The organism is Pseudoruegeria sp. SHC-113 (assembly GCF_025376885.1).
Taxonomy (GTDB): domain Bacteria; phylum Pseudomonadota; class Alphaproteobacteria; order Rhodobacterales; family Rhodobacteraceae; genus Pseudoruegeria.
In genome coordinates this window covers 2,563,207-2,581,431 of record NZ_JAHUBR010000001.1, presented here as the reverse complement: position 1 = coordinate 2,581,431, position 18,225 = coordinate 2,563,207, and the positions used below count along the sequence as shown (strand labels likewise).

The following is an 18,225-nucleotide window of genomic DNA, read 5'->3' as shown; positions in this document are numbered from 1 at the left end:
CGATGAGGGACGGCATGTCTGAGCAATCCGCGCCGCGCAGCTTTCAGGAGATCATCCTGCGGCTGCAGAACTACTGGGCCAGCAAGGGCTGCGCCGTGCTGCAACCCTACGACATGGAAGTCGGCGCGGGCACGTTCCACCCGGCCACCACGCTGCGCGCTCTGGGCAGCAACGCCTGGGCAGCCGCCTATGTGCAGCCCTCCCGCCGCCCCACCGACGGGCGCTACGGTGAAAACCCGAACCGCCTGCAGCACTACTACCAGTATCAGGTGCTGATCAAACCGAGCCCGCCCGATCTGCAGGCGCTCTATCTCGGCTCGCTCACCGCCATCGGCATCGACATGGAGATGCACGACATCCGCTTCGTCGAGGACGATTGGGAAAGCCCCACGCTCGGCGCCTGGGGGCTGGGCTGGGAGGTCTGGTGCGACGGGATGGAGGTGAGCCAGTTCACCTATTTCCAGCAGGTCGGCGGCCATGATTGCAAACCGGTCTCCGGCGAGCTGACCTACGGGCTCGAACGCCTCGCCATGTATGTGCTGGGCGTGGATCACGTGATGGACATGCCGTTCAACGATCCCGATGCCCCGATCGCGCTCACCTATGGCGATGTGTTCAAGCAAACCGAACAGGAATACTCCCGCTTCAACTTCGATGTCGCCAACACCGAAGTGCTTCTCAAGCATTTCGAGGAAGCCGAGGCCGAATGCGAGGCGATCCTCGCACAGGAGCATGTGGATCCCAAAACCGGCAAGCGCATCATCATGGCGCACCCCGCCTATGACCAATGCATCAAGGCCAGCCATATCTTCAACCTGCTCGATGCGCGCGGCGTGATCTCCGTCACCGAACGGCAGGCCTACATCGGCCGCGTCCGCGCCCTGGCAAAGCAATGCGCCGATGCTTTCGTGCAAACAGAAGCGGGCGGTCAGGCCGCTTAAGGCCCGCCTTTATCTTCTGACCAAAATATCCCGGGGGTCCGGGGGCAGAGCCCCCGGCCTCCTCACGCCGCCCCGGCCAGCCCCGGCAGCAGAACCTTCAGCCCTTCGGTGATCATCCCGGCGGCAATCGCCATCAGGATCATCCCCATGATCCGGCTCATGATCACCCGCATCGTCACCGTCATATGCTTGCCGATGCTGCCGGCAAACCAGAAGGTGCCCGCCAGCAGCCCGATCACCACCGCCACCACCAGCGCATAGGCCACGGCGTTCTGCAGCGAATCCGCTTTGTCGGAAAACAGGATCAGCGTGGTGATCGTGCCCGGCCCCACGAGCATCGGGAAGGTCATCGGAAAGAAGGCGATGTTCTCCACCTCCGCCTGCTCCTTCTGCTCGCTCAGCGTGCCGTGGTGGGAGTGGCTCGATGAACCATTGAGCATGTTCAGCCCGATCTGCCCCAGCACGAGCCCGCCCGCGAGCCGGAAAGCGTCCACCGAGATCCCGAAGAACTTCAGGATCGCCGCCCCCGCCACCGCCACCACAGCGCACATGATCGCGGTGTAAAGCGCGATCTGCACGGCGGCCCGGCGCTGGGCGGCGACGCTCTCGCCCTCGGTGAGGCCGAGGAAGATCGGCAGGTTGACGAAAGGGTTCATCACGGCAAACAAGGCGCCAAACATGGAAATGAAGAAAGTTTCGCTCATCTTGTGCCCTGTCTTGCCCATCGGTGGTGCTTTCGCCGCCAGAGTGGTAAGGGCAAAGCCAAGAGGCAAGCTGCAATCGGGCAAAGGGGCGCGCATGAAGGGAAAAATCGCAGCAGGAGCCATCGTGGCCACCGGTCTGATCGCAGGGGGGGCGATGTACTACCTGCAGGTCTACGCCTTCTATGAGCGCCTTGGGCCTGAGGCCGGCAAGGACGTGACGCTCGTCGCCGCCGCCACCGAAATGCCGGAAGCCATGGAGGTCGCGGGCTTTACCGGCATCGACGGCACCTCCTCGCCGCTGCGCTACCGGGGCTGTTTCACCACACCGACGCCGCCAGCCACACTCGCCGAAACCTTCCTGCCCTACGAGGGGGCCGAGCCCCTCAACGCGCCGGGGTGGTTTGACTGTTTTGACGCAAAACGCATCGGCGCGGATCTGGGAAGCGGCGCAGCGCAGGCTTTCCTGTCCCAACGCGAAATCGCCGACGGGGTGGACCGCGTGGTCGCCGTCTATGAAGATGGCCGCGCCTTCGCCTGGCATCAGCTGAACGAAAAATACAGGGATTGAGCGCATGGAGCCGCAAGCCATCGTCGTGCCTGAATTCGTGGCTGTCTCCTTCGGGATCTTCGTCTATCTGCTTGGCGTGCAACTCACGCGGGCCTGGAAGCCGCTGCGGGAATTCAACATCCCCGAGCCCGTCTCCGGCGGTCTCGCGGCGGCGCTGCTCACCTTCGCCCTTTACCGTTTCGCCGGGATCGAGATCAGCTTCGAGATGGCGAGCCGGGATTTCCTTCTGGTGATGTTCTTCACCGGCATCGGGCTGAACGCGCGGATGGCGGATCTGATCCGGGGCGGCAAGCCGCTGTTCCTGCTGCTGCTGCTCACCGTGGCCTTCCTCTTCCTGCAAAACATCATTGGCCTCGTTTCCACTTTCCTCTTCGGCCTGCCGTCGCAGATGTCGGTGCTCTTGGGCTCCGCCGCGCTGATCGGCGGCCATGGCACGGCCATCGCCTGGGCGCCGGAGATCGCGGCGCGCACAGGCCAGCCGGGGCTGGAGGAAATCGGCATCGCCATGGCCACGCTTGGCCTGATCGTGGCCGCGCTGATCGGCGGCCCGATTGCCAAGATCCTGATCGAAGGTAAAAGCCTCACGCCCGACCACCCGGAAGAAGAGGGCAGCGTTGGCGCATCATTTGAGGACGCCGACCGCCCGACGATCACCAACGTCGGGCTGATGCGCGTGCTGCTGACGCTCAATATCTCGATCCTGCTGGGCTACATGCTCTATGAAGCCATCGCCACGACGGGGCTGAAACTGCCTGTCTTCGTGCCCTGCCTGATCATGGGCATCGTGATTGGCAACCTGCGCCCGGTCCTATTGCCGCGCGCGCCAGAGGTGAGCCGCACGCCGGAACTGGCGCTGATCTCCGATTTCACGCTGGGGCTGTTTCTGGCCATGTCGCTGATGAGCCTACAACTCTGGCAGCTGGCGGGCATGGGCAGCACGCTGGCCATCGTGCTCACCCTCCAGACCGTCGCGGCGCTCGCCTTCGTGCTTTTCGTGCTCTTCCCGGTGATGGGAAGCAACTACCGCGCCGCCGTGCTGGCCGCGGGCTTTGGCGGCTTCGCGCTAGGCGCCACCCCCACCGCCATCGCCAACATGACGGCCGTCACCAAGAATTACGGCCCGTCCCCTGTTGCCTTCATCATCCTTCCGCTGGTAAGCGCCTTCTTCGTGGATCTGGCGAATGCCGTCGTCATCCAGCTCTTCCTGATGTTCTAGGACCAGACAATGCCCGACCTTCTGATCGAACTCTTCTCCGAGGAAATCCCGGCCCGCATGCAGGGCAAGGCCGCCGCCGATTTGAAACGGCTGGTAACGGAAGGGCTTGTGGACGCGGGCCTGACCTACGCCTCGGCAGGTGCCTTCTCGACCCCGCGCCGTCTGGCGCTTTCGGTGGAAGGGCTGCTGTCTGAAAGCCCTGCCGTGCGCGAAGAGCGCAAGGGGCCAAAAGTGGGCGCGCCGGAGAAGGCGATTGAGGGCTTCCTGCGCTCAAGCGGGCTCACCATGGAACAGCTTGAGATCCGCGACGACAAAAAGGGGCAGGTCTATTTTGCTTCCATCGAAAAGCCGGGCCGCGCGGCAGAGGTGATCATCGCCGAGGTGCTGGAAGGCGTGATCCGCAACTTCCCATGGCCAAAATCCATGCGCTGGGGCGCAGGCGCTTTGCGCTGGGTGCGCCCGCTGCATTCGATCCTCTGCATCCTGTCGGATGAAGAGGGCTCCCGCGTTGTGCCCTTCGAGCTCGACGGCATCACCGCCGGGGCCACCACCGAGGGCCATCGCTTCATGGCACCGGGGGTATTTTCTGTCACCTCGTTCGAGGATTACACCACCAAGCTCAAGCGCGCCCATGTTGTGCTGGACGCAACTGAACGCGCAGAGCACATCTGGGCCGACGCCACCAACATGGCCTTCGCCCAAGGGCTTGAAGTGGTGGACGACAAGGGCCTGCTCACCGAGGTGGCCGGGCTCGTTGAATGGCCTGTCGTTCTGATGGGCGACATCGCCGAGGATTTCCTGAGCCTGCCGCCCGAAGTGCTGCAAACCTCGATGAAGGAGCACCAGAAGTTCTTCTCGGTGAAGAACCCGAAGACGGGGCGGATCGAGAAATTCATCACCGTGGCCAACCGCGAGACGAAGGATCAGGGCAAAACCATTCTGGCCGGGAACCAGAAAGTGCTGTTTGCCCGCCTGTCGGATGCGAAATTCTTCTGGGAAAACGATCTGCGCATCGCCCGGAGCGACATGAGCCAATGGGTGCAAGCGCTTGATAACGTGACCTTCCACAACAAGCTGGGCACGCAGGGCGAGCGGATTTCCCGTATCGCAGCACTCGCGCGCGAGATCGCGCCCCTCGTTGGGGCCGATGCCGATCTGGCCGAGCAGGCGGCGCGCGTGGCCAAGGCCGATCTCTCCAGCGAGATGGTCTATGAATTCCCCGAACTGCAGGGGCTGATGGGCCGTTACTACGCCGAGAACGCCGGCCTGCCGCAGGAAGTCGCCAATGCCTGCGAGCAACACTATTCGCCGCTGGGGCCGTCCGATGACGTGCCGACGGAAGCCGTTTCCGTGGCTGTGGCGCTGGCCGACAAGCTCGACACGCTCACCGGCTTCTGGGCCATCGATGAAAAGCCGACGGGCTCCAAGGATCCCTTCGCCCTGCGCCGCGCCGCGCTGGGGGTGATCCGTCTGGTGCTGGAAAACGGCGTGCGCGCGCCTTTGGCGGAGGTCTTTGCCAAGGGCTATCCGGGGGCAGATGCCGCCGATCTGCTCGCTTTCTTCCACGACCGCCTGAAAGTCTACCTGCGCGATCAGGGCATCCGCCACGATGTGATCGACGCCTGCCTCGCCATGGACGGCAACGATGATCTGGCACTGCTGGTGGCGCGCGCGCGCGCGCTGCAGGACGTGCTGGCCACCGATGATGGCGAGAACCTGATCCAGGGTTTCAAACGCGCCAATAACATCCTCACGCAGGCCGAAGAGAAGGACGGCGTGGAATATTCCTTCGGCGCGGATGTGAAATTTGCCGAAGGCGCGGAGGAAAAGGCCCTGTTCGCTGCGCTCGACAGGGCGGAGGGTGCGATCTCTCCGGCCATCGAGGCCGAAGATTTCGCGGCCGCCATGGCGGCCATGGCCGCGCTGCGGGAGCCGATCGATGCTTACTTCGAGGCCGTGCAAGTGAATGCCGAGAGCGAAATCATCCGCCGCAACCGTCTGAACCTCCTGCACCGCATCCGTGCTACTTGCGGTCAGGTGGCCGATCTGACCCGCATCGACGGCTGACAAAACAGGCCGTGGCGCGGCGCTGCGGCCTCTTGTTTCTGACTTCGCCCACGCTATGCTGCGCGGGCCGAGGAGGGACGCTGCGGTGCAGAAACTGGATGTATTCTCCGACTATCGCGAGATCACGGAAGAGGCCGAGATCTCGGTGAAGACCCATGGCGGCCGCGCGAAATGCCTGCAGCGGCTGATCCGGCTGGGCCTGCCCGTGCCCAAGACGCTCGCGCTCTCCTTTCCCACGGTCCACGCCATCGCCGAAGGCCATATGGCCGACACCGAGCGCATGATGGCTGCTTTTGGCGATGTGCCGCTGGTGTCGGTGCGGCCCAGTTCGGAAGATCCCGACTGGGGCGGGCCGGGGGCGATCCTGAACATCGGCATGAACGATGCGCGCCACGCTTTCCTTGCCGAAACCATCGGTGAACGCGCGGCCAATGCGCTCTACCTGCGTTTCATTCAGGCCTATGCGATCCACATCGCACGGCTCGATCCCGATATGTTCGAGGCCGACGATTTGACCGACGCAAGCGCCTTGCGGCGCGCGCTGGAGGACTACGAGGCCGAGACCGACGAAAGCTTCCCGCAGGACCCGGCGCGCCAGCTGGCTGAGGTGTTGCGCTCCATGGCGCGGGCCTGGGAGGGCACCACGGCGCGGCTGCTGCGGCAGGCACGCGGCGCACCGGCGGATGCGGGGCTGGGCCTCGTGGTGCAGGAGATGGCGCTGGGGCTGGGGCAGCCCGAAAGCGGCTCTGGCGTGATCCAGTTCGTCAACGGCAAAACCGGCGAGAAGCTGATCAAGGGCCGTTACCTGAGCCAGAGCCAGAGCCGCGATGCGCTGGCGGGCCAGAAGGAGGCGATCTTCCTCACCCGCGATCCGCGTGGGGCCTCGCTGGAGGAGCTTTGCCCCGATCAATTCGCCGCCCTGCTGGAATATGGCAGCCGCTGCCGCACCCGCCTGCGCGAAGAGATGCAGATCGAATTCACCATTGATTCCGGGGCTTTGAGCATTCTGGACGCGGTGCGCATCCCGCGCAATTCCCGCGCCGAAGTGCGCATCGCCGTGGATCTGGCCAATGAAGGGATCATCAGCCGCGACGAGGCGATCCTGCGGGTGGAGCCACGCGCGCTGTCAGAGCTCTTGCACCGGCAGGTCGATCCTGAGGCCAATCGCGATGTGCTGGTGCAGGGCATTCCGGCGAGCCCCGGGGCTGCGCGCGGGGCGATCGTGTTTTCCTCGGCGGCCGCGCAGGCCAAGGCGGCGCAGGGCGAGGCCTGTATCCTCGTGCGCCGCGAAACCACGCCGGACGACATCCGCGGCATGCACGCCGCCTCTGCCGTGCTCACCGAACGCGGCGGCATGACAAGCCACGCCGCCGTGATCGCACGCGGGCTGGGGGTGCCTTGCATCGTCGGGGCCTCGGCGATGTCGCTGTCGCGCAAGGCCAACCGCTTCACCTGCGCCGATGGCCGCGTGGTGCGCGAAGGCGATGTGGTGACGGTGGATGGCTCCTCGGGCGCGGTGCTCGCCGGGGAAACGCCGCTGGTGGAGGCCGGGCTCGATGATGCCTTCCAGACGCTTCTGGGCTGGGCCGACGCGGTGCGCGACATCAAGGTACGCGCCAATGCCGACACACCGGCGGATGCGCGCACCGCGGAGCGCTTCCGCGCCGATGGCATCGGGCTCTGCCGCACCGAGCATATGTTCTTTGAAGGCGACCGCCTCACCGTGATGCGGGAGATGATCTTTGCCGACCGCCCGCAGGACCGGCAGGAGGTGCTTGATCAACTGCTGCCCATGCAGCGCGCTGATTTCACAGCACTTTTTGAGATCATGCAGGGGCGGCCCGTCTGCATCCGCCTGTTTGATCCACCCCTGCACGAATTCCTGCCCAACGACCGCGAGGGCCTGCGCGAGCTGGCCGAGGCGCTGGATCTGCCGCTGTCAGATGTGAACCGCCGGGTGGAGGCGCTGTCGGAGTTCAACCCGATGCTGGGCATGCGCGGCGTGCGGCTGGGGGTGACGATCCCCGAGATTTACGAGATGCAGGCGCGCGCCATCTTTGAAGCCACCATCGAGGCCAGCCGCAAGGGCGATCCGGTGGTGCCCGAGATCATGATCCCGCTGGTGAGCGCCAAGCGCGAGGTCGAGCTTGTGAAAACCCGCATCGATGCCGTGGCCGCCGCCGTGCGCACCCAGACGGGCGGGGATTTCAGCTACCGGCTGGGCGTCATGGTGGAAACGCCACGCGCCGCCCTTCGCGCCGGGGACATCGCCGCCCATTGCGCTTTCTTGAGTTTCGGCACCAACGACCTGACGCAGATGACCTACGGGCTCTCCCGCGATGATGCGGGGCGCTTCATGAGCCAATACGTGCAGCAGGAGGTCTTCCCCGAGGATCCTTTCCACATTCTGGATGCCGAAGGGGTGGGCGAATTGCTCACCATCGGCTCCGAACGCGGGCGGCAGGCGAATCCCCAGGTGACGCTTTCGATCTGTGGCGAGCATGGCGGCAACCCGGAATCTATCGCATTTTGTCGCACCGCCGGGTTTCACTACGTCTCCTGCTCGCCCTTCCGCGTGCCGGTTGCGCGGTTGTCCGCCGCTCAATACGCGCTGCGGGATGGGGGTGTGGAAACCCTATAAAAACTTATGAATCAAGCGCTTGACGTAGGGTTCGCCGGCCGCGCTGCCTGTGGCCTTCCTGCGGGGCGGAGCCGCCTGTTAGCGGTGTTGGCGGCTTTGCGCCGATCCGGCCTGTTGGCGGTACCACGGGTAGACTCAACAAAATCAATCCTTTATCTCGCTTCTGTTCTTGGTCGGAGGGGGCTGGGAATGTGTTGAAAAGTACGACGAGAACGAACTGGGTAATACATGCGCGTAAATCTTCGCAAAGCCCTGGCGGTTGCCGGGCTCACGATCATCTACGGCGTTACGGGAAACGCCAGTGAAACCCTCAGCAGCAGCACCGATCCGGCTGCTCTGGTCGGCCCGCAACTGAACCGGCTGATGATGGAAGAGCGCAGCGCGCTCGAAGGCGTTGCAGATGCCTACCTCAACCAGTTGACGACCTCGCTCAAGCCCAAGCCGCGCCCCGACAACCTGACATCGGGCATCAGCTACACCAAGGATTGGCTGCGCGGTCAGCCGCCGGTGAAGGGCGATGAGGAATGGGCCTGCCTTGCCAAGGCGCTCTACTTTGAGGCCCGTGGCGAGAGCGTGAAAGGCCAATTCGCCGTGGCCGAAGTGATCCTGAACCGTGTGGATGCCAGCATTTACCCAGACACGATCTGCGGCGTGGTGCATCAGGGCACCGGCAAGAAATACCAGTGCCAGTTCACCTTCACCTGTGACGGAAACGCCGAGGTGATCCACGAGAAGAAAGCCTACTCCAACGTGGGCAAGATCGCGATGGCGGCCATCGAGGCCCATGAGCGTCCGCTCACCGAAGGGGCCACGCATTACCACACCAAGGCCGTCAGCCCGTCTTGGGCGCGGAAGTTCCCGCGCACGGCCACCATCGGTGTGCATCACTTCTACCGCAAGCCGATCCGCGTCTCCAAACGCTGATCGGTCGCAAATGGCCCTTACCCGCCGGGGATAATCCTCTATACACGGCATCGAAACGAGGCCCCTGCCTGCTGCGCGCAGGCAGGCCAGCGGGAGCTGCGCCATGAGCAAAGACATTCACCTCGCCTTCGCGCACCCCTCCGAGCGCAGCGCCGCAACACAAGGCGCCGCGCCGCGGGATCGCATTTCCCTGCGCGATCACACGGTGGAGGTGGAGATCGGCGCGTTCCAGTCGGAGCGCGGCACCACCCAGCGGATCTGTTTCAACATCGTCGTGGAACTGCTGCCCCAGACGGGGCCGGTGGATGATGATGTGGATCGCATTCTGTCCTATGACACGCTCACCGAGGCCATTGCCTATGAGTTGGCCGCCGAACGGCTCAATCTGCTGGAAACGCTGGCCGAACGGGTGGCCGAGCGCATCCTGCTCGCGCCTCAGGCGATGCGGGTCTTCGTGCGGATCGAGAAGCTCGACCGCGGCCCCGGTGCGTTGGGGGTGGAGATCGTGCGCGCCAAATCCGAGACCCCACTGCGGGCGGTGGCCCCGGTGCCGGTTGCCCCCGGCGCGCGGGTGGTGTTCCTCGGCAATGCGGTGCTGGCCAGCTCGGCGCTTGGGGCATGGCTCGATGCGCTGCAGGCCGGTGGCGTGCCCGTGGTGCTTTGTGTCGGGGCAGGGGATATGCCCGCGCCCACTGCCGCAGCTCCGGCGGCGCAGCGGCGCATCGATCTGCTGGCGATCGAACAGAATGCCTGGGTGCTGGCGGGGCGCGATCCGCGCTGTGTCGTCGTGGGCACCCGCACAGAGCTTGATCACGCGATCAAGGCCGGTGAGATCAGCGTCTGGGCCCCGTCGAAGATCGTGCTGGATGCGGTCGGCGGCCCCGGCATCTCGCCGCGCGACGCCGATCAGCTGGCCTATTGGTTCGCCCGCCAGATCCACGCCAGTGAATGCCTGTTCATCGGCGATGGCAGCGCGCCTGAAGCGGATGTTCCGCAACGCCGTTTCGGGCTTGGCGATTTCACGCACCTGTAGTCAGGCTTGCCAAAGCGCCCTTGTGGTCCAAAAACAGTTTCATGACCCTCTATTACCGCCCGATCCCACAAACCGATCCCGCCCGCCCCGACAGCGCCCTGACGCTTGCGGGCGGCTGGTGCTGGTTCACCCATGTCGAAGTGCTCTCCCGCGAGGCCGCACCGCGCATCTTTGAGGCGTCCAACGTGCCGCCTGAGGCGCTTGCCCGCCTCACCGCATCGCGCGCGGCCCTGGCAGGCATGGCGATGGATGCACCACAGCTTATGGGCATCCTCAACGTCACGCCGGACAGTTTCTCTGACGGCGGCAAGTTCAACGCGCCCGAAGCGGCCCTGGCGCACGCGCAGGCGATGCAAAAGGCCGGGGCCGCGATCATCGATGTGGGCGGGGAAAGCACCCGCCCCGGCGCGGAAACCGTGGAGACGGAGGCCGAGATTACCCGCACCGCGCCGGTGATTGCCGCGATCCGCGGCCAAAGCGACGTGGCGATCTCCATCGACACCCGCAAGGCTGCCGTGGCCGAGGCCGCGCTGGCGGCGGGGGCCACTCTGGTAAACGACGTCGCCGCTTTCACCCATGATCCGCGTCTGGCCGAGGTGGCGGCGGCAGCGGGCGCGCCCGTGTGCCTGATGCATGCGCAGGGCGATCCCGAGACGATGCAGAAGGCTCCGCGCTACGGCAATGTCCTGCTGGATGTCTATGATTTCCTTGAGGAACGTATCGGCGTGGCCGAGGCCGCCGGCGTCCCACGCAGCCAGATCTGCGTGGATCCAGGCATCGGCTTTGGCAAGACGATCCCCCATAACCTCGCGCTTCTGCAGCGCATCAGCCTGTTTCACGCGCTTGGCTGCCCGATCCTGCTGGGAGCCTCACGCAAACGTTTCATTGGTGTCATTGCCGGCGCACAAGCGGCGGAAGATCGCGCATTCGGCTCGGTTGCCGTGGCGCTTGCCGCTCTTGGGCAGGGTGTTCAGATCCTGCGGGTTCATGATACGAAAGAAACCAAGCAGGCCACAGACCTGATGCGGGCCACCTTAAGCGGGCAGGCCTGAAACGACAGCGGGCAACGCCCCGCAAACGGGCATGAAAGGCAGAACAGATGAGCCGCAAACTCTTTGGCACCGACGGGGTGCGGGGCAAGGCCAACAGCTATCCGATGACCGCCGACATGGCGCTGAAGCTCGGCGCCGCGGCCGGGCGCTACTTCCGCAAGGACGGGCAGAACCGCCACCGCGTGGTGATCGGCAAGGACACGCGGCTCTCGGGCTACATGCTGGAAAACGCGCTCACCGCCGGGCTGACTTCCACGGGGATGAACGTTTTGCTGCTGGGCCCGGTGCCCACGCCCGCCGTGGGCTTCCTGACGCGCTCCATGCGGGCCGATCTGGGGATCATGATCTCCGCGAGCCACAACCCGCACCACGACAATGGCATCAAGTTCTTCGGGCCGGATGGGTTCAAGCTGTCTGACGAGGCCGAGGCCGAGATCGAGGCGATCCTGCAGGAAGAGATCCTGCCGGCCCAGCCCGAAAACATCGGCCGCGCCAAGCGCATCGACGACGGCCGGGGCCGCTACGTGGAATACGCCAAGACGACCTTCCCCAGCCGCGATCGCCTCACCGGGCTGAAAGTGGTGATCGACTGCGCCAATGGCGCCGCCTACAAGGCCGCGCCGGATGTGCTTTGGGAGCTTGGGGCCGAGGTGATCCCCGTGGGTGTTGCGCCCAATGGCTTCAATATCAACGAGAAATGCGGCTCCACCTTCACGCGCACGGCGAGCGAAACGGTCGTTCAGCATGGCGCGGATCTGGGCATTTGCCTCGATGGCGACGCGGACCGGGTGATGATCATCGACGAGACGGGCCGCGTGGCCGACGGCGATCAGATCATGGCGCTGATGGCGGCCCGCTGGGCCGAGGATGGCCGGCTGGCCGGCAACACGCTGGTGGCCACGGTGATGTCCAACCTCGGGCTTGAGCGTTACCTGAATGATAAGGGCATTGAGCTGAAGCGCACGCCGGTGGGCGATCGCTACGTGGTGGAGGCGATGCGGGCCGGGGGGTTCAACCTTGGTGGCGAGCAATCGGGCCATATCGTGATGACGGATTACGCCACCACGGGCGACGGGCTGATTGCGGGGCTGCAGTTCCTGTCCGAGATGGCGCGCACCGGGCGGGCGGCCTCGGAGCTGACGGAGAGCTTTGAAACCGTGCCGCAGATGCTGAAGAACGTGCGTTATGAAGCCGGGCGCGAGCCCTTGGCGGCGGGCAGCGTGCAGAGCGCGATTGCGGATGGGGAGGGGCGTTTGAGCGGCACCGGGCGTTTGCTGATCCGCAAGTCCGGCACCGAGCCACTGATCCGGGTGATGGGCGAGAGCGAGGATCCGGTGCTGCTGGAGCAGGTGATCGACAGCATCGTTGACGCTGTGAGCGCGGCAAGTTGAAGAGGGGGGGCGCTGCCCCCCGCCGCCCTGACGGGCGACTCCCCCCGAGGTATTTTTGGCAAGAGGAAAAGGGCCCCGTTTCAGACGGCTCTTTTCGCGCGCCATTGGCTGAGGGCAAGCCCTGCAAGGATCAGGGCGAGGGCGAGGGTGAGTTGCGGGGGCACGGGCTCGCCCAGCACGAGATGTCCGAAAAGGATGGACCAGACCGGCACCTGATAGTTGGTGAGCGTCATGAAGCTGGGGCCAGCGGAGCGGATCACCGTGGTGCGCAGCCAGATCATCAGCGCCGTGGGCACGATGCCGAGGAAGAGCAGCGCCAGGAGCGGCGCGCGGCCCGGTGCCTGCGGCCAGCCGTCCACCAGCAGGGCCACAGGGCCCATGAGGAGGGCGGAGACCAGCAGCGAGGCCGCCGCCAGCGGCAGCACGCGGGTGGGCGGGCAGAGGCGGGTGATGATCGCGCCTGAGGCCAGCGAGATGACGGCCAGAACGCAAGCCAGCCGCCCCCAGATCTCGCCGTCGCTGCCGCTGGCGGCGAAAGCGCCGCCGCCGACCAGAAGCACTGTGCCCGCAAAGCCGAGGGCGAAGCCCGCCAGCTTGCTTGCGCTCAGGCGCTCGCTGGGCACGAAGACATGGGCCAGCGGCAGCACGAGGAGCGGGATCATCGCCATGGAGACACCGGCAAAGGCGCTGGTGACGCGCGTTTGTGCCCAGCTGATCAGGAAGAAGGGGATGGCTGTTGACAGCAGCCCCATGGCGATGGCGCAGAGCCAAACCGTGCCGCCACGGGGATCGCGAAGCCGTGGCAGGCTGCGCCCGGTGACGGCGCAGACCGCCAGCAGGGTGAGCGCGCCGAAGAGGCTGCGTCCGGCGGCCACCTGCAGGGGCGTGAAGCCGCGGATCGCAATCTCGATCACCATGAAAGTGCCGCCCCAGACGAAGCCGAGAGTGGCGATGGAGAGCCAGTTGAGGGGCGTGGGGCGGGTGCTCATCGGGCTTGTGTAAGGGGGGCGCGGGCGTTGCGCCACGAAAAAAGGGCCGCCCGGCGGGCAGCCCTTTGGGATCGCCTGACGGGGCGGATCAGTTCTTGGATTTGTCGACCATCTTGCCGGCGGAGATCCAGGGCATCATGCCGCGCAGCTTTTCGCCGGTGGCTTCGATCTGGTGCTCGTCGTTGGCGCGGCGGGAGGCTTTAATCGTGGGCTGGCCCACGGCGTTCTCCAGCATGAAGTCGCGCACGAATTTGCCCTGCTGGATGTCGTTCAGGACTTCTTTCATGGCTTTCTTCGTCTGCTCGTAGGGCAGGATGCGCGGGCCGGTGACGTATTGGCCATACTCGGCGGTGTTGGAGATGGAGTAATCCATGTTGGCGATGCCGCCCTCATAGATCAGGTCCACGATCAGCTTTACTTCGTGGAGGCACTCGAAGTAGGCCATCTCGGGCGCGTAGCCGGCCTCGACGAGGGTCTCAAAACCGCAGCGGATCAGCTCCACGAGGCCGCCGCAGAGCACGGCCTGCTCGCCGAAGAGATCGGTTTCGCATTCTTCGCGGAAGTTGGTCTCGATGATGCCGGAGCGGCCGCCGCCGATGGCGGAGCAGTAGGAGAGGCCGATTTCCAGCGCCTTGCCGGAAGCGTCGTTGTGGACAGCCACGAGGCAGGGCACGCCGCCGCCTTTGACGTATTCGCCGCGCACAGTGTGGCCCGGGCCTTTCGGCGCCATCATGATCACGTCGACGCCTTCTTTCGGCTCGATCAGGCCGAAGTGCACGTTCAGACCGTGGGCGAATGCGATGGCAGAGCCGGGCTTCAGGTGATCGTGTACGTATTTCTTGTAGGTCTCGGCCTGCAGTTCGTCGGGCATGGTGAACATGATCACGTCACACCAGGCGGCGGCTTCGGAGATGCCCATCACGGTCAAGCCCTCGGCTTCGGCTTTCTTGGCGGAAGGGGAGCCTTCGCGCAGCGCCACGGCGAGGTTCTTCGCGCCGGAATCGCGCAGGTTCAGCGCGTGGGCGTGGCCTTGGGAACCGTAGCCCAGGATGGCCACTTTCTTGTCCTTGATCAGGTTGATGTCGCAATCGCGATCGTAATACACGCGCATGTCGGCGCTCCTTGCTTGCAGAAGTGTTCTGGGGTGAGCATAGGCAGCGGGGAGCGAATTGCACGTGGTGTGATTGAAGTATTTCCCGCGATATGTAAAAATCCATTCCTATATTTTAGAATAGGTGAGAAAATCATGCTCGACGACACCGACCGACGCCTGCTGCGCCATTTGCAGGCCGAGCCGGATCTCTCCATGGCTGAACTGGCCGAGCGCGCGGGCGTGACCTCCGCCACCTGCTGGCGGCGGATCGAAAAGCTCACCGAAGCCGGCGTGATCGAGGCCCAGCAGGCGGTGATCGACTGGCGCGCGCTTGGCTATACGGTGGATGTCTCGCTGCGAGTGACGCTCGACAAAACCGAGCCGCGCGCTTTTGACGATTTCATCGCGGCGGCGCGGGACGTGCCAGAAGTTTACGAGATACAGACGTTTCTGGGCCGCGTGGATGTGCGCCTTTCCGTGCTGGCGCGCGATATCACCCATTATCAGCAGGTCTACCGCAGCCAGATCCTCACACTGCCGCATATCGCCGACATCGAGGCGCTGATGCATGTGGCCACGATCAAATCCGCCGAGACGCTGCCCCTATGATCGATCTGGACGACACCGACCGCAAGCTGCTGCGCGCGCTCAGCCAGGATGCGACGCAAAGCGCCGGGGCGCTAGGGCGGCGCTTCGGGCTGTCGCAGCCCGCCGCCTGGCGCCGGATCCGCCGGATGCAGGAGGCCGGCATCATCGCGGGCCGTCGGCTGGTGCTGAACAAGGAAGCGCTCGGCTTTGGCGTGACGGTGTTTCTGGGGGTGAAGCTGGCGACGAAGGGGCGGGTGAGCCTAGAGGATTTCGAACGCGCGATTTCGGCGATCCCGGAGGTGCAGACGGTGGAGCATGTGCTTGGGCTTTATGATTACCGCCTGCGGGTGGTGGCGCGGGATCTGGCGGATTTCGAACGCGTGCTGCGCCGCCGGATCATGACGCTGCCCGGCGTGGGCAATGTGGAGGCCAATGTGCTTTTGAGCGAGGAGCGCCGCCCGGGCCCAATAGGTTAAGCCCCGCTTGTGCTTTCCGGGCGGAGGCGCAAGAGTATCGCCAACCTGATACTTGTAAGGAAATGCCCATGTCCGCCCTGCTTGATAGCGTCGATCCCGATGGCCTGCTGGAGTTCTCGGTGGTCTTCACCGACCGCTCGCTCAACCATATGTCGGCCTCCTTTCAGGCGGTGATGCGCGATATCTCTGCCATGCTGAAGGAAGTCTACGCCGCCGATGCCGTGGCGCTTGTGCCTGGTGGCGGAACCTATGCGATGGAGGCCGTAGCGCGCCAGTTTGCCACCGGCAAACGCGCGCTGGTGATCCGAAACGGCTGGTTCTCCTATCGCTGGACGCAAATTTTCGAAGCCGGGAACATCCCGTCCGAGGAGGCGGTCTTGAAGGCGCGCCGGGTGGGCAATGATCCGCAATCGCCCTTCGCACCCGCGCCCATCGAGGAGGTGGTGGCAAAGATCCAGGAGTTCCGCCCCGAGGTCGTCTTCGCGCCCCATGTGGAAACCTCCTCGGGCATGATCCTGCCCGATGACTACCTGAAAGCCGTCGCCGAGGCCGCCCATGCGGTGGGCGCGATCTTCGTGCTGGACTGCATCGCCTCCGGCTGCGCCTGGGTGGATATGCGCGACACCGGTGTGGACGTGCTGATATCCGCGCCTCAGAAAGGCTGGTCGGCCTCGCCCTCCGCCGGGCTCGTGATGATGAACGAAACCGCCACGGCGCGGGCCAAGGCGGCGCAGAGCACGTCCTTCGCGGTGGATCTGGGCAAATGGCTCGCGATCATGGAGGCCTATGAGGCCGGAGGCCACGCCTATCACGCCACCATGCCTACAGATGCCTTGAAGGCGTTCCGCGACACGATGCTGGAAACCCGGAAATACGGCTTTGAGAAACTGCGCGAGGCGCAATGGGAGCAAGGCCAGCGCGTGCGCGCGCTCCTGACAGAACATGGCATCCGCTCGGTGGCGGCAGAAGGCTTTGAAGCGCCCGGCGTCGTGGTCTCCTATACAGAAGATCCGGAGGTGCAAACGGGCCGCGCCTTCGCGGAACTTGGTTTGCAAATCGCCGCAGGTGTGCCGCTGCAATGTGATGAAGGCCCGGACTACAAGAGCTTCCGCCTTGGCCTCTTCGGCCTCGATAAGCTCTATGATGTAGACGCCAGTGTCGCCCGGTTGGAAAAAGCGCTCGCCAAGGCCACAGGGTAGAGAGGGGCGCTGCCCCTCTTGGCCGCGCCGGCCAATTCCCCCCGGGATATTTCTGCCAAGATGATGGGGCCCCACTTTGTTCTGTAAATATCTCGGGGGAGGCGCCGAAGGCGGCGGGGGCAGAGCCCCCTAGTTGCGCGTGGCCATCCCCATGCCGGCCCGCATGAGGGCTTTGCGGGCTGGGGCCACGGAGTACAGCGTGTTCAGCATCCCTGCGCGCAGATCGCGCAGGCCTTGCGCGCCCATCATCGAGGCGCGGTTCAGGGCGTCGATGCCGGTCACGCGCAGTTTCACCTCGGGGTGGCGGCTGCGGGTGTAGCGCGCGAGCATGTCGGCGTCGCCGAGGCGTTCCGGTGCGGCGCGGGCAAGATCCAGCAGAACGCGCAGATCGCCGAGGCTCATGTTCAGGCCTTGCGCGCCGATCGGGGGCACGGCGTGGGCGGCTTCGGCCACGAGGGCGGTGCGCTCGCCGTGGAAGCGCTCGGCGATCTGGCTGATCATCGGCCAGATCGAGCGCTCCGTCACCAGTGTGAGCGGGCCGAAGAGGCCGCAGGAGCGGGTGAGCATTTCGGCTTCAAAATCGGCCACGGGCAGGTTCTTCAGGCGCAGTGCCTCGGGGCCGCGCTCCATCCAGACGATGGCGGAGCGGGGTGTTCCTTGCAGATCCGGAAGCGGCACCAGCGTGAAGGGGCCGCCGGAGCGGTGGATTTCGGTAGAGACATTGCCGTGCGGGATCGGGTGGGTCACCGAGAAGGCCAGCGCCTTCTGACCGTAGCGCAGGGTTTTGACAGGGATGCCGAGGGCTTCGCGCATTGGCGAATGGCGGCCATCCGCCGCGATCAGCAGGCGCGCGGCGCAGCGGCTGCCATCGGAAAGCGAGACATGGGCGGCGCTGCTGCGGGTGAGCACGCGCTCGGTGGCCACGCCGGGCAGGAAGCGCACGTTGGGCAATTCCTGCAGGCGCGCCACCATTTCCCGGCGCAAGAGCCAGTTGGGCAGGTTCCAGCCGAAGGGCTCATCGGAGATGTCAGCGGCGTTGAAATCCTTCACCACGCGCGGCTCGGGCTCCTTGCCGCCGGCGTCCACGATCCGCATTACCTGAAGCGGCGCGGCATGGGGCGCAAGGCGCTCCCACAGGCCCGCTTCGGCAAGAAAACTGCGGGCGGGCTGCAGGAAGGCGGTGGTGCGCAGGTCTGATCCGGGCGCGCCGGCTTCTGTCACCGGGGCTTGCGGATCGACGCAGGTCACCGAGAAGCCGGCGGTGCCAAAGGCGGCCGCCGCCGTCAGCCCCGCGACGCCGCCGCCGGAGATCAGGATATCCGTGTCGATGCGACTCATGCGGG

16 protein-coding genes are annotated in these 18,225 nt (G+C 65.1%); 12 read left to right on the top strand and 4 right to left on the bottom strand.

Annotated features, from left to right (window positions below; translation table 11 throughout):
• The first annotated feature begins 14 nt into the window (after positions 1–14).
• Positions 15–941 (top strand): glycine--tRNA ligase subunit alpha, encoded by a 927-nt coding sequence (locus tag KVX96_RS12710; RefSeq protein WP_261194865.1) that lies wholly within the window; start codon positions 15–17, stop codon positions 939–941.
• A 62-nt stretch (positions 942–1,003) separates the two neighbouring features.
• Here KVX96_RS12710 and KVX96_RS12705 read toward each other — a convergent pair whose 3' ends face one another.
• The gene (locus KVX96_RS12705; protein WP_261194864.1) at positions 1,004–1,645 is read right to left on the bottom strand and encodes a MarC family protein; all 642 of its coding nucleotides are present in this window, start codon (positions 1,643–1,645) and stop codon (positions 1,004–1,006) included.
• A gap of 94 nt (positions 1,646–1,739) precedes the next feature.
• Between KVX96_RS12705 and KVX96_RS12700 the strand changes: the two genes are divergently transcribed.
• The 8 genes from KVX96_RS12700 to glmM all read left to right on the top strand — a co-directional run bounded on the left by KVX96_RS12700 (position 1,740) and on the right by glmM (position 12,537).
• The gene (locus KVX96_RS12700) at positions 1,740–2,213 is read left to right on the top strand and encodes a DUF6446 family protein (RefSeq protein WP_261194863.1); all 474 of its coding nucleotides are present in this window, start codon (positions 1,740–1,742) and stop codon (positions 2,211–2,213) included.
• 4 nt (positions 2,214–2,217) lie between these two features.
• Positions 2,218–3,429, top strand: coding sequence for a sodium/glutamate symporter (gene gltS, locus KVX96_RS12695; protein WP_261194862.1), 1,212 nt, complete (start codon positions 2,218–2,220; stop codon positions 3,427–3,429).
• 9 nt (positions 3,430–3,438) lie between these two features.
• Positions 3,439–5,496 carry a glycine--tRNA ligase subunit beta gene (gene glyS / locus KVX96_RS12690; protein WP_261194861.1) on the top strand — a complete coding sequence of 686 codons (2,058 nt, stop codon included), beginning with the start codon at positions 3,439–3,441 and terminating at the stop codon, positions 5,494–5,496.
• A 55-nt stretch (positions 5,497–5,551) separates the two neighbouring features.
• Positions 5,552–8,137 (top strand): pyruvate, phosphate dikinase, encoded by a 2,586-nt coding sequence (gene ppdK / locus KVX96_RS12685; protein WP_261194860.1) that lies wholly within the window; start codon positions 5,552–5,554, stop codon positions 8,135–8,137.
• Between the two features lie 228 nt (positions 8,138–8,365).
• Positions 8,366–9,061, top strand: a complete 696-nt coding sequence (locus KVX96_RS12680; RefSeq protein WP_261194859.1) for a cell wall hydrolase — start codon at positions 8,366–8,368, stop codon at positions 9,059–9,061.
• A gap of 103 nt (positions 9,062–9,164) precedes the next feature.
• Positions 9,165–10,094 carry a dihydroneopterin aldolase gene (locus KVX96_RS12675; RefSeq protein ID WP_261194858.1) on the top strand — a complete coding sequence of 310 codons (930 nt, stop codon included), beginning with the start codon at positions 9,165–9,167 and terminating at the stop codon, positions 10,092–10,094.
• A 41-nt stretch (positions 10,095–10,135) separates the two neighbouring features.
• Positions 10,136–11,146 (top strand): dihydropteroate synthase, encoded by a 1,011-nt coding sequence (folP, locus tag KVX96_RS12670; protein WP_261194857.1) that lies wholly within the window; start codon positions 10,136–10,138, stop codon positions 11,144–11,146.
• A 47-nt stretch (positions 11,147–11,193) separates the two neighbouring features.
• A complete protein-coding gene (gene glmM, locus KVX96_RS12665; protein WP_261194856.1) occupies positions 11,194–12,537 on the top strand; it encodes a phosphoglucosamine mutase in 1,344 nt (447 codons plus the stop codon).
• Between the two features lie 80 nt (positions 12,538–12,617).
• Here glmM and KVX96_RS12660 read toward each other — a convergent pair whose 3' ends face one another.
• Together KVX96_RS12660 and ilvC are read right to left on the bottom strand one after the other, a co-directional pair.
• Positions 12,618–13,526 carry a DMT family transporter gene (locus KVX96_RS12660; protein WP_261194855.1) on the bottom strand — a complete coding sequence of 303 codons (909 nt, stop codon included), beginning with the start codon at positions 13,524–13,526 and terminating at the stop codon, positions 12,618–12,620.
• Between the two features lie 88 nt (positions 13,527–13,614).
• Positions 13,615–14,637 (bottom strand): ketol-acid reductoisomerase, encoded by a 1,023-nt coding sequence (ilvC, locus tag KVX96_RS12655; protein ID WP_261194854.1) that lies wholly within the window; start codon positions 14,635–14,637, stop codon positions 13,615–13,617.
• 135 nt (positions 14,638–14,772) lie between these two features.
• Between ilvC and KVX96_RS12650 the strand changes: the two genes are divergently transcribed.
• The 3 genes from KVX96_RS12650 (at position 14,773) to KVX96_RS12640 (ending at position 16,882) form a co-directional block, all read left to right on the top strand.
• Positions 14,773–15,228, top strand: a complete 456-nt coding sequence (locus KVX96_RS12650) for an Lrp/AsnC family transcriptional regulator (protein WP_261194853.1) — start codon at positions 14,773–14,775, stop codon at positions 15,226–15,228.
• A complete protein-coding gene (locus KVX96_RS12645; protein ID WP_261194852.1) occupies positions 15,225–15,683 on the top strand; it encodes an Lrp/AsnC family transcriptional regulator in 459 nt (152 codons plus the stop codon). The genes KVX96_RS12650 and KVX96_RS12645 overlap by 4 nt, the downstream gene beginning before the upstream one ends.
• 68 nt (positions 15,684–15,751) lie before the next feature.
• Positions 15,752–16,882, top strand: a complete 1,131-nt coding sequence (locus tag KVX96_RS12640; RefSeq protein WP_261194851.1) for an aminotransferase class V-fold PLP-dependent enzyme — start codon at positions 15,752–15,754, stop codon at positions 16,880–16,882.
• A gap of 129 nt (positions 16,883–17,011) precedes the next feature.
• Here the strand turns inward: KVX96_RS12640 and KVX96_RS12635 are convergent, their stop codons facing one another.
• A complete protein-coding gene (locus KVX96_RS12635; RefSeq protein WP_261194850.1) occupies positions 17,012–18,220 on the bottom strand; it encodes a UbiH/UbiF family hydroxylase in 1,209 nt (402 codons plus the stop codon).
• Positions 18,221–18,225: the final 5 nt, after the last annotated feature.

Bases quoted from the DNA above. Each gene is read 5' to 3' on its own strand.
- glyS (WP_261194861.1), top strand. From the start codon at position 3,439: ATGCCCGACCTTCTGATCGAACTCTTCTCCGAGGAAATCCCGGCCCGC.
- KVX96_RS12650 (WP_261194853.1), top strand. From the start codon at position 14,773: ATGCTCGACGACACCGACCGACGCCTGCTGCGCCATTTGCAGGCCGAG.
- ppdK (WP_261194860.1), top strand. From the start codon at position 5,552: ATGCTGCGCGGGCCGAGGAGGGACGCTGCGGTGCAGAAACTGGATGTA.
- KVX96_RS12675 (WP_261194858.1), top strand. From the start codon at position 9,165: ATGAGCAAAGACATTCACCTCGCCTTCGCGCACCCCTCCGAGCGCAGC.
- KVX96_RS12635 (WP_261194850.1), bottom strand. From the start codon at position 18,220: ATGAGTCGCATCGACACGGATATCCTGATCTCCGGCGGCGGCGTCGCG.
- KVX96_RS12680 (WP_261194859.1), top strand. From the start codon at position 8,366: ATGCGCGTAAATCTTCGCAAAGCCCTGGCGGTTGCCGGGCTCACGATC.
- ilvC (WP_261194854.1), bottom strand. From the start codon at position 14,637: ATGCGCGTGTATTACGATCGCGATTGCGACATCAACCTGATCAAGGAC.
- KVX96_RS12710 (WP_261194865.1), top strand. From the start codon at position 15: ATGTCTGAGCAATCCGCGCCGCGCAGCTTTCAGGAGATCATCCTGCGG.
- KVX96_RS12645 (WP_261194852.1), top strand. From the start codon at position 15,225: ATGATCGATCTGGACGACACCGACCGCAAGCTGCTGCGCGCGCTCAGC.
- KVX96_RS12700 (WP_261194863.1), top strand. From the start codon at position 1,740: ATGAAGGGAAAAATCGCAGCAGGAGCCATCGTGGCCACCGGTCTGATC.
- gltS (WP_261194862.1), top strand. From the start codon at position 2,218: ATGGAGCCGCAAGCCATCGTCGTGCCTGAATTCGTGGCTGTCTCCTTC.
- KVX96_RS12660 (WP_261194855.1), bottom strand. From the start codon at position 13,526: ATGAGCACCCGCCCCACGCCCCTCAACTGGCTCTCCATCGCCACTCTC.
- folP (WP_261194857.1), top strand. From the start codon at position 10,136: ATGACCCTCTATTACCGCCCGATCCCACAAACCGATCCCGCCCGCCCC.
- KVX96_RS12705 (WP_261194864.1), bottom strand. From the start codon at position 1,645: ATGAGCGAAACTTTCTTCATTTCCATGTTTGGCGCCTTGTTTGCCGTG.
- KVX96_RS12640 (WP_261194851.1), top strand. From the start codon at position 15,752: ATGTCCGCCCTGCTTGATAGCGTCGATCCCGATGGCCTGCTGGAGTTC.
- glmM (WP_261194856.1), top strand. From the start codon at position 11,194: ATGAGCCGCAAACTCTTTGGCACCGACGGGGTGCGGGGCAAGGCCAAC.